Below are 9,892 nucleotides of genomic sequence, written 5' to 3'. Positions count from 1 at the left end.
TGCAAGCGCAACTGGTCGAGTCGTACAACAAGCGGCGGCAGGTGACGCTGACCCCTTATCGCGAAGCGGTGGCGAACCGGTTCGCCACTGATTGGGGCAACATCGAGATCGCCGAGCCTAGTTTCTTGGGGCCGCGCAACCTGGGCGAAGTGCCGCTGGAGCAATTGTTGCCTTTTATCGATTGGTCTCCCTTTTTTATGACATGGGAGCTGAAGGGCAAATACCCGACCATTTTCAAGGATGAGCACGTTGGCGCTCAGGCGCGTCAACTATTCGACGACGCGCAGCAACTATTAAAGCGCATCGTGGCGGAGAAGTTGCTACAGGCGCGGGGGATTTTTGGGTTTTGGCCGGCCAACAGCGTGGGCGACGACATTGTGCTATTCACCGAGGAGTCGCGGCGCGAAGAATTGGCGCGATTGCACACGTTGCGGCAGCAATGGCAGCGCAAAGGGACAACCAACTACTACGCGCTGGCTGACTTCGTGGCGCCGCTGTCGAGTGGGCGAGCCGACTACGTGGGGGCGTTCGCCGTGACAGCGGGGCACGGCACGGATGAACTGGTCAGGCATTTTGGCGCCGATCACGACGACTATAACTCGATCATGTCGAAGGCGCTGGCCGATCGGCTGGCCGAAGCTTTTGCCGAGATGCTGCATCAGCAAGCGCGACGCGAGTGGGGCTATGGACGCGGCGAAGAGCTGACGAACGACGATTTGATTCGCGAGGAGTATCGCGGGATTCGGCCCGCGCCAGGATACCCGGCCTGTCCCGACCACACCGAGAAGCAGACCATTTGGCGCCTGCTGGATGTGGAGCGCGAGACGGGGATACAACTCACCGATAGTTGCGCGATGTGGCCGGCGGCCGCGGTGAGCGGGTTGTACTTCTCTCATCCGCAGTCGCGATACTTTGCAGTCGATTTGATGACGCGCGACCAGGTGGAGGATTACGCGCGGCGCAAGGGCATTCCTCTGTCCGATGCCGAACGTTGGCTATCGCCGAATTTGGGCTATGAGCCGGGATAATAGTCTCCGGGACTCTCAAGCCGATCGCGAGTCGGCCGCCCGCATGTCGTGCTGGCGCTAAAACGGTGATTCTGAACGCGATTTTTTCTTGCAAATCTAGTGGGACGGCGGTTAAACTGCCGATCAGTTAGCCGACTAAGGATTAGTTGGCGAAACGAAAAGTCAGAAACCTTAGCGGAATCAACGCAAACCGTTTCCATCAGAATAGTTAGTCGTTTCCCGACGGTAATTGAACAGCTTGGAGAGTGGGTCATGAGACGACCGGCAATGCACACCATTAAACTACTGGCCCTTGGTTGGGGAATTGGATGCTGCGCCGCGTTTGGCGTGGAATTGGCCAATACCGCGAACACTCCATCCACCCCGCAGGCTTTGGATTCTTACCCGGCAGGCTATCGGCACCTGCTCAATAACGAGTACGTGCCGGCGCAACTGGACCAGGAGGTTTTCGACAATCTCTGGAAAACGTGGGAAGAGCCGCTCAAGTCCAAGGCGGAGCAGGCGACTCCCGAGGAGCGCCGCCAGATGGCGTTCTCGCGTTACGGGTTGACCGAAGCGCCGGGCCGCGAAGGAGGCATTCCGCTGCAATATGCGGACAACGGCAAGGGGGGCTGGGTGCTCAATTGCTTCGCTTGTCACGGCGGTAAGGTTGCCGGCCAAGTCATTATGGGGGCGCCGAACACGCACATCGCGCTGGAGACGCTGTTTCAAGAGATCTATTCGACGAAGCGCTTATTGAAACGACGGGTGCCCCCCACCGAATTGGGCTCGCTGGTTGTTCCGTTGGGTAAATCGAACGGCACGACCAACGCGATTATCTTTGGCGTCTTGCTGGGGGCGTACCGCGATCGCGATCTGAACGTTCATCCCGAATACCCGACGCCGAAGATGGTGCATCACGACCACGACGCGCCGGCGTGGTGGATTATGAAGCGGAAGACGCATTTGTACGCCGATGGATTTGCCGCGAAGGGACATCGGGCGATGATGCAATTCATGATGGTGTTTTCGAATGGGCCCGAGGTGTTCCACAAAGCGGAGAATGATTACAAGGAGATCTTCGCCTGGGTCGAATCTCTGGAGGCGCCGAAGTACCCGTTTGAAGTCAATCAACAACTGGCGGGCACGGGTCGCGAGATTTTCAACAACAATTGCGCGAAATGTCATGGCCGCTACGACGATGGTTCGGCGTTCCCGCAAAAGATCGTATCGATCGATGAAGTGGGCACCGATCGCGCTCGGCTCGACTCGTTGACCTATGAGATGCGCAAGGGATACGAGGAAGGTTGGTTCTCGAACCACGGCGAGAAAAAAGGGATTTGCGATCCACAGGGGTATGTGGCGCAGCCGCTGAACGGCATTTGGGCATCGGCGCCGTATCTGCACAACGGATCGGTTCCGACGCTGTGGCACATGTTCCATAGCGATCAGCGCCCGGTAGTTTGGAAGCGCACCGAGGATGGCTACGACTCCAAGCGTGTGGGCCTGGAGGTGGCGGAGATGGACGATTTGCCGGCCGAAGTGACCAGCGCCAAGGAAAAGCGGACTTATTTCGACTCGCGTTTGTTCGGCAAGAGCACGGAGGGGCACACCTTCCCCGACGCGCTGAGCGAAGAGGAGAAGACTGCCGTGATGGAGTACTTGAAGACGATCTAGAGGCGAACCGATCCAATCGATTCCACGGCCCACCTGAGAAATCGGGTGGGCCTTTTTATTGCGCCACGCGGTAGCCGGCCAGCGGCGCGGCGGTCACAATACTCGCTTACTACGATTCGCCAGAACCGCCAGGAGCCGCCTGTGACACGCTTGGCCGCACCGACGATCGCTCCTCGCCAGAGCGTGGGACCGAACTACAAATGGGCCGTGGTGGGCATGCTGTGGTTCATTTGCTTTTTCAATTACGCGGATCGGCAGGCGATCTCGTCGATTCTGCCCGTGCTGGAGAAGGAGTACGGATTCAGCAAGACCGAGCAAGGGATGATCGTATCGGCGTTTATGTGGGTATACGCGCTGACGGCGCCGATGGCAGGGCAGGTGAGCGACCGCTTTCCGCGCAAGGTGGTGATCTTGGCGGGCCTGTACGCGTGGAGCGCGATCACCGGGTTTACGGCGCTGTGCACGCGATCTTGGCAGTTTGTGGCGGTGCGAGCGAGCGAGGGACTAGGGGAGACGTTTTACTTTCCCGCCTCCATGTCGCTGGTGAGCGATTACCACTCCACGCGCACGCGGTCGCGAGCGATGAGCATTCATCAAACGAGCGTTTACGCCGGCACCATTGGGGGCGGGGCGCTGGCCGGCTGGATGGCGGAGCATTGGAACTGGCAAGCTCCATTCTTGCTGCTTGGCGGCGCCGGCATTGTGCTCGGCCTTATCTTGGCCACGTTCATCCGCGAACCGCGCCGCAATGAAGCGCAGTTGCAGGAAGTCGCCGACGTGCTACCGGCGATTGCCGATGAGACCACGCCACCGCCAACAATCGAAGAGGCGGCCAGTCCGCTGCCGATGGGCATATTCCTTCGGGAGCTGGCGCAAAATCGGACCGCGCTGACGCTGGCGGCGGCCTTCTTTGGCGCCAATTTCGTGGCGTTTATTTTTCTGAGCTGGATGCCCACCTTCCTGAAAGAGAAGTTCGACCTCAAGCTGGGCATGGCCGGCTTGAGCGCCACGCTGTTCATTCAGGTGGCCAGCATGTGCGGATCGCTGTTAGGGGGCGTGCTGGCTGATCGATGGAGCGGCATGCTGCCGGGGGGGCGCATCGCCGTGCAAGCGCTGGGGATCATCCTGGGAGCGCCGTTCATCTTTTTGTGTGGCTGGACGCAGAACATGGCGATCTTGATGGGCGCCATGACCTTGTTTGGATTGTTCAAGGGAATTTACGACTCGAACATCTGGGCGGCGCTGTACGACGTGGTGCCGGCCTCTCGACGGAGCACCGCGGTGGGGCTGATGAACATGATTGGCTGGTTCGGCGCCGGGCTGGGGACAATCTTGATTGGAGTGGCAGTTGACCGAGGCATGTCGATGAGCGTGGCGATTGGTTCGACGTCGATCATCTATTTGCTGGTGGCGCTGTTGCTGTTGACCGCGGCGCTGGTCTTTGCGCGGCGCGACGTGGCGCGGGCGCATCGCATCGCGTGACGCGGCGATCGCGCTGGTGCGACCACGTTATTTGGTGACGAAGTTGACCAGTCGGCCGGGCACCACGATCACCTTGACGACCTGTTGGTCGGCCAACAGTTCTTGAATCCGCTGATCGGCGCGAGCGGCGGCCTCCAAATCGGCGGCGCTGGTTTCGGCGGGCACCACAACGCGGCTGCGGACCTTGCCTTTGATCTGCACCGGCACTTCGACGGTGTCGGCCTTGAGCAGCGCCGGGTCGGCGACGGGCCACGGCTCGTAAGCCAGGGTGTCCTGGCGCCCCAGCAGGCGCCAAAGCTCCTCGGCGATGTGGGGCGCGAAGGGGGAAAGTAGCAACACGAAGGTTTCCATCGCGGCGCGGGGACGCGGATCGACCTTGGTGAAGTAGTTGGTGAACTCCATCAATTTGGCGATGGCGGTGTTGAAGCCGAGTTGCTCCAGGTCTTGCGTCACGCCAGCGATCGTCTTGTGGAGGCAGCGGTTCTGTTCCACGGTGGGAGGGACGTCTTGCACGGCCGGGTTCAGTTGCAGGTCATCGGCCCTGTCGCTGACGATCATGCGCCAAGCGCGGTCGAGAAATCCGCGCACTCCGTTGACGCCGGTCATGCTCCAGGGCTTGGTCGCTTCGAGCGGCCCCATGAACATTTCGTACAAGCGGAGCGAATCGGCACCGTATTCCTCAACCACACGGTCGGGATTAACGACATTGCCGCGACTCTTCGACATCTTGTAGGCGCGGCTGTCGACGCGAATTATCGGATCGGACGCGAGCACGAAGCCTTCGCCCTGTTTTTGCGCCTGATCCGGCGGCAGTTTGACCGCCGTCACTGACTCGCCCGTGGACCTGGCGGCAAGTTTGCCTTCCGCATTCTCCGCTACGTCGGCCGCGCTAACCCAGCCTCCCCCGGCGGTTTGATAACCGGTGTACTCCATCTCGCCGAGGATCATTCCCTGATTCACCAGCTTGCGAAACGGCTCGGGCGTGGAGAGGTGGCCCCGGTCGTACAGCACTTTGTGCCAGAAGCGGCTGTACAAGAGATGCAGCACGGCATGCTCGGCGCCGCCGATGTAGAGGTCGACCGGCATCCACGCCCGCTCGATCTCGGGATCGACGAAACGCTGACTGTTGGCGGGATCCAAGAAACGGAGATAGTACCAGCAACTGCCGGCCCATTGCGGCATGGTGTTTGTTTCGCGCTTGTAGCGGACGCCGTCGATGACCGGGTAGAGCCATTTGGCGGGGGCCTGCTCCAGCGGCGGATCGGGGCGGCCGTGCGACTCGAATTTTTTGAGTTCCGGCAAATCGACGGGCAGGGCATCTTCGGAAATGGCTCGCACGCGGCCAGTGATCTGCCCTTGGGAATCGAGTTCGTGCAGGACCGGGAAGGGTTCGCCCCAAAAATGCTGCCGACTGAAGAGCCAATCGCGGAGTTTGTAATTGACCGCCTGGCGAGCGAGGCCGGCGTGATCCAGGTCGGCCGTGATCCGCTGCTTGAATTGATCGGTGGCCAAGCCGTTATAGGCGTCGGAGTTCATCGCCATGCCGACCTCGGTGAAGACGGCCTGGCCCGCGAGCACCGCGGCCCGATTGGGCGCATCGCCGGGATCGACGACCGGGACAATGGCGATGTCGAACTGCCGGGCGAACTCAAAGTCTCGGGTGTCGTGCGCCGGCACTGCCATGATCGCGCCGGTGCCGTAGCCCAGCAGCACGTAATCGGCCACCCAAATGGGCGTAGCGCGGCCATTGACCGGATTTTGGGCATAGGCGCCGGTGAAGACGCCGGTCTTTTCCTTGGCGAGATCGGTGCGATCGAGATCGCTCTTGCGGGCGGCCTGCTCGCAGTAGGCTTCGACCGCCGCGCGCTGGGGGGCGGTTGTTAACCGCTTCACATACGGATGTTCTGGCGCCAACACCATGTAGGTGGCGCCGTAGAGGGTGTCGGGGCGGGTGGTGTAAACGCGAATCACATCGTCGCCCGGCTTGCGTGGAAAGCCTTCCTTGGATCGCCGCGACTTCCAAGTGTCGAAGGCCGCTGGGGGTGGGGCATCGGCGGCATGGGCGCCATTGTCGCCGATGAAGAAATCGACCTCGGCGCCGGTGCTGCGGCCGATCCAATTGCGCTGGAGCGCCTTGACGCTTTCGGGCCAATCGACCTGCTCCAGGTCTTTTTCCAGTCGGTCGGCGTAGGCGGTGATACGGAGCATCCATTGCCGCAGCGGCATCCGCACAACGGGATGGCCGCCGCGCTCGCTGACGCCGCCGATTACCTCCTCGTTGGCCAGCACGGTGCCGAGGGCCGGACACCAGTTGACCGGCGCCTCGATTTGATAGGCCAGGCGATGCTCGTCTTGAAATTGTCGAACGGCGTCGACGCCTTGGGACTGAATGTCGTTGGGGATCGGCAGTTCGGCAATCGGCCGGCCGCGGCCGGCTTGGTGGTCGTACCAGGTGTCGAACAGCAAAAGGAAGATCCACTGCGTCCAGCGGAAATAGGCCACGTCGGTGGTTGCCAGCTCGCGGCCCCAGTCGTAGCTGAAGCCGAGCATTTTCAGTTGGCGGCGAAATGTGTTGATGTTCTTTTCGGTGGTGATGCGCGGGGGGACGCCCGTCTTTTTGGCATGCTGCTCGGCGGGGAGTCCAAAGGCATCCCAGCCCATCGGGTGCATCACCGAGATCCCCTTCATGCGGGCCCAGCGGCAGATGATGTCAGTGGCGGTGTACCCCTCGGGATGCCCGACATGGAGCCCATCGCCGCTGGGGTAGGGGAACATATCGAGCACGTAGAGCTTGTCGGCTTTGGGCAGCCGCGGAGCGGCGAAGGTTTGCTGCTCTTCCCAAAAGGCCTGCCATTTGGGCTCGATCGTGGCGGGGTTGTAGCGCGGCATGAGGTGGATTCCTGGAAGGCGTCGCTCGCCTGGGCAAGTTACTGGCGGGAAGTGGAAAGCTGATCTTTTGGAACCGCCCCGCGGCAGCGGTGATCGAACAGGGCAAACCGAAGATTTTATGGATAGATGAGCGGGAATAGAACCCGTCAGGTCGGTTGCAGGCTCGCGCCAGCGCGAGAACCGTGGCGCGAATGGGCCTGTTGTGCTCTGGCGCGCGAAGGCGATTGCCTGCGGCGCGAGGCGCTACGCTTTGATTGTTTGACTGCGCCCAAGGAAATGCTTGACTAACTGAATACGACGCTAAACTACACGAGTCGTGTACCGGTGAAGAGCGCGACTGAACGGCAAAATCCCGGCCGCTCGGCCCAAGGATTCGATTGCCGGTTGATCAAACCCCAACACTCTCGGGAGGTTCGCACCTAATGGCGAAGAAGAAGAAAGCTGCAGGGAAGGCGGCCAAGAAGAGCGCTAAAGTGACCGTCAAGAAGGGGAAGAAGGCGCCGAAGAAAGCGGCTAAGAAGGGGAGCAAGAAGACCGTAGCCAAGCCAGCGGCGGCGAAGAAGACCGCCAAGAAAAAGCCAGCCGCCGCGAAGAAGGCGCCAGCCAAGAAGGGGGCGAAGAAAAAGGGAAGCGCCCGCAAACCGATGGCCGCCAGCATGCCGCAGCCGAGCATGTCTAGCGAGCCGACGCCCGCCAGCGAGAATCTGGCGGCGAGCAGCGGCAGTTAGACCGCCTGACTGGTTTTCTGGATGCTATCGACGACGGAGGGGAGAGGGGCCTCTCCGTTGCCGCTAGCAACACTGCCTGCGCCCGAAGGCAAGTTATTTCGAGTAGTTCGCTTGGCGCGATCGCAAGACGGCGAGCAACTGCTGCAAATCATCGGGCAATGGGGCCTCGATTTGCAGGCGCTGGCCGGTCCCCGGATGACTGAACGCGATGCGATGCGCATGCAGCGCTTGGCGCGCCAAGAGCACGGTCTGATCCGCCGGGTCTCGCCATAGTTCGCCCCGCGTCAGTTGACTGCGGCCGCCATATTGCTTGTCGCACAGCACCGGGGCGCCGGCATGGGCCAGATGGACCCGAATCTGATGGGTGCGCCCGGTCTTGGGCAGAATTTTGAGGGCACAGAAACCGCGAAAACGTTCGATCACCTCGTAGAAGCTTTGCGCGGCGCGGCTGTCGGCGGCATCGTGGCGAATGGCCATCTTCTCGCGATGTCGCGGGTGCATGCCGATGGGCTCGTCGATCCAGTCGCGATCTCGATCCAGCTCGCCAGCGACAATGGCGAAGTACTCCTTTTCGATTAGTCGTTCTTCGAACTGTCGCGACATTTTCAAGTGCGCTGCATCGGTCTTGGCGACGAGGATCACGCCACTGGTGTCGCGATCGAGTCGATGGATGATGCCCGGCCGGGTGGGACCGCCGACGGCGCTGAGCGACTGAAACCGATGCTCGAGCGCGCTGGCGAGGGTGCCGGTCCAATGGCCGCGCGCGGGATGCACGACCATGTTGGGGGGTTTGTTGATCGCCACTAGCAGATCGTCTTCGTAGAGCACGACCAGCGGAATGGCCTCGGGAGCGGCGCGCTTGCGCGGAAGGTCTGGCAGGAAGAGGGTAACGCGGTCTCCTGGGCGCAGATGGTGCGCGGCCTTCTCGCGCCGATCGTTGACCTTGGCGGCGGCGGCGTTGATCACCTTGCGCAAGTGAACGCGGCTGTACTTGGGCAAGCGAACGGCCAGAAAGCTGTCGAGGCGCAGGCCAGCCTCCTCGGGGGCGACCACCAACTCGACTGGCTCGGAGGTGAGCTCGCCGGATGCCATGGAAGAACCGGCGCTATGGCGTGGTCGGAGCGGGTGCTTCGCCGGGCTTGGCATCGGCGGGGGCAGCCGCGGTTTGCGTGGCTTCGCTGGTAGTTGGAGCGGCTTCGCCGGCTGGCGGAGTGGCGCCGCCCGCGGGTTGCGCGGGCTCCGACGACGATTGGCTAGCCGCATTGTCGCCGGCCGGAGGCGAAGTGGGGGGCGGGCTATCGGGAAGCGCTTCGAGATCGAGCTTGGTCCCGGCGGGCGTGCCGGCGGGAGCTAGCGGTTCTTGACGCGCGAACCAATCGTAAAACTGTTTGGTGGACTGTTGTTCCAGGGCCTTGAGGCGGCGCTGCGCCTCGGTGGCGAAGATGGGGTCGGTCCAGCGCCCTGGTTCGGCGAGTTGCGCGTAAGCGTCGCGGGCCTTGTCGAGTTGATTTTGAGATTCGTGACTGCGGGCCAGTCCCCAGAGGGCGCGCTGGGCCAAAAGCGGTTGTTGCTGGGCCGCGGCCGATTTGCGTACCTGGTCGTAGGCGTCGATGGCGCGATGCAGTTGGTCGTTCGCTTCGGCCTTGTTTTGCAGCAGTTGGCTGACGCCTTGGGCAAAGCTTTGGTCGGCGATCGTGAGGCGAGCCCAGGCGCCGGCCGCGGTGTCGGAGTAGGTGTCGGCCACGCTCATCATGTCGACCATGTCGTTTTGATTGAGCGCCTTGAAATAGCGATCCCAGGCTTGCGTGCGCGAGGCGGTGCGCTCGCCCGAGATGTAGAAATAGACCGCCACCATAATCAAGAGGGCGACGAGCACGCCGACCACCGCGCGATAGTTCTGCTCGATCAGCTCTACGCTCTTGCCGAGCCGATCGGCCAGGGCGTTGGTCTGAAGTTCGTGTCGGCGTTCGGTTTTCATGCGGGGGAGCGCCTATTTCTCTTACCGGTCTCAGATGGCGTTACCGAGGCGCCTCATTGGCGCGCAGCGGTCGCTTGAAGGTGACTGGGCAGTATAGAGATTCCATCGAAAACCGGTCAAGGTGTGGAAGT

Annotated in this window: 7 protein-coding genes; 4 read left to right on the top strand and 3 right to left on the bottom strand. The window is 61.6% G+C overall.

What is annotated here, in order from left to right; all coding sequences use genetic code 11:
- From metH to K1X71_20235, 3 genes are all read left to right on the top strand, one after another.
- Positions 1–1,028: methionine synthase (gene metH, locus K1X71_20245; protein ID MBX7075480.1), on the top strand; the 1,028-nt coding region annotated here is incomplete at its 5' end.
- A gap of 252 nt (positions 1,029–1,280) precedes the next feature.
- The gene (locus tag K1X71_20240; GenBank protein ID MBX7075479.1) at positions 1,281–2,684 is read left to right on the top strand and encodes a c-type cytochrome; all 1,404 of its coding nucleotides are present in this window, start codon (positions 1,281–1,283) and stop codon (positions 2,682–2,684) included.
- A gap of 141 nt (positions 2,685–2,825) precedes the next feature.
- Entirely contained in the window at positions 2,826–4,166 is a 1,341-nt protein-coding gene (locus tag K1X71_20235; protein MBX7075478.1) for an MFS transporter, read from the top strand.
- 27 nt (positions 4,167–4,193) lie between these two features.
- On the opposite strand, the gene leuS is transcribed toward K1X71_20235, so the two are convergent.
- Positions 4,194–7,055, bottom strand: coding sequence for a leucine--tRNA ligase (leuS, locus tag K1X71_20230; GenBank protein MBX7075477.1), 2,862 nt, complete (start codon positions 7,053–7,055; stop codon positions 4,194–4,196).
- A gap of 422 nt (positions 7,056–7,477) precedes the next feature.
- Between leuS and K1X71_20225 the strand changes: the two genes are divergently transcribed.
- Positions 7,478–7,783: a hypothetical protein gene (locus K1X71_20225; protein ID MBX7075476.1), complete on the top strand. Its 306-nt coding sequence runs from the start codon at positions 7,478–7,480 to the stop codon at positions 7,781–7,783.
- Positions 7,784–7,876: 93 nt separating this feature from the next.
- On the opposite strand, the gene K1X71_20220 is transcribed toward K1X71_20225, so the two are convergent.
- Both K1X71_20220 and K1X71_20215 read right to left on the bottom strand, forming a co-directional pair.
- Positions 7,877–8,929: an RluA family pseudouridine synthase gene (locus K1X71_20220; GenBank protein MBX7075475.1), complete on the bottom strand. Its 1,053-nt coding sequence runs from the start codon at positions 8,927–8,929 to the stop codon at positions 7,877–7,879.
- Positions 8,889–9,761, bottom strand: coding sequence for a hypothetical protein (locus K1X71_20215; protein MBX7075474.1), 873 nt, complete (start codon positions 9,759–9,761; stop codon positions 8,889–8,891). Before K1X71_20215 ends, K1X71_20220 begins: the two co-directional genes overlap by 41 nt.
- Between the last annotated feature and the right edge of the window lie 131 nt (positions 9,762–9,892).

It is taken from the genome of Pirellulales bacterium, from assembly GCA_019694455.1.
Lineage (GTDB): Bacteria > Planctomycetota > Planctomycetia > Pirellulales > JAEUIK01 > JAIBBY01.
This window is presented reverse-complemented; position numbering and strand designations above follow the sequence as displayed.

Excerpts from the sequence above, each read along its gene's own strand:
- K1X71_20215 (MBX7075474.1), bottom strand. The coding sequence starts at position 9,761 with ATGAAAACCGAACGCCGACACGAACTTCAGACCAACGCCCTGGCCGAT.
- K1X71_20240 (MBX7075479.1), top strand. The coding sequence starts at position 1,281 with ATGAGACGACCGGCAATGCACACCATTAAACTACTGGCCCTTGGTTGG.
- K1X71_20220 (MBX7075475.1), bottom strand. The coding sequence starts at position 8,929 with ATGCCAAGCCCGGCGAAGCACCCGCTCCGACCACGCCATAGCGCCGGT.
- K1X71_20225 (MBX7075476.1), top strand. The coding sequence starts at position 7,478 with ATGGCGAAGAAGAAGAAAGCTGCAGGGAAGGCGGCCAAGAAGAGCGCT.
- leuS (MBX7075477.1), bottom strand. The coding sequence starts at position 7,055 with ATGCCGCGCTACAACCCCGCCACGATCGAGCCCAAATGGCAGGCCTTT.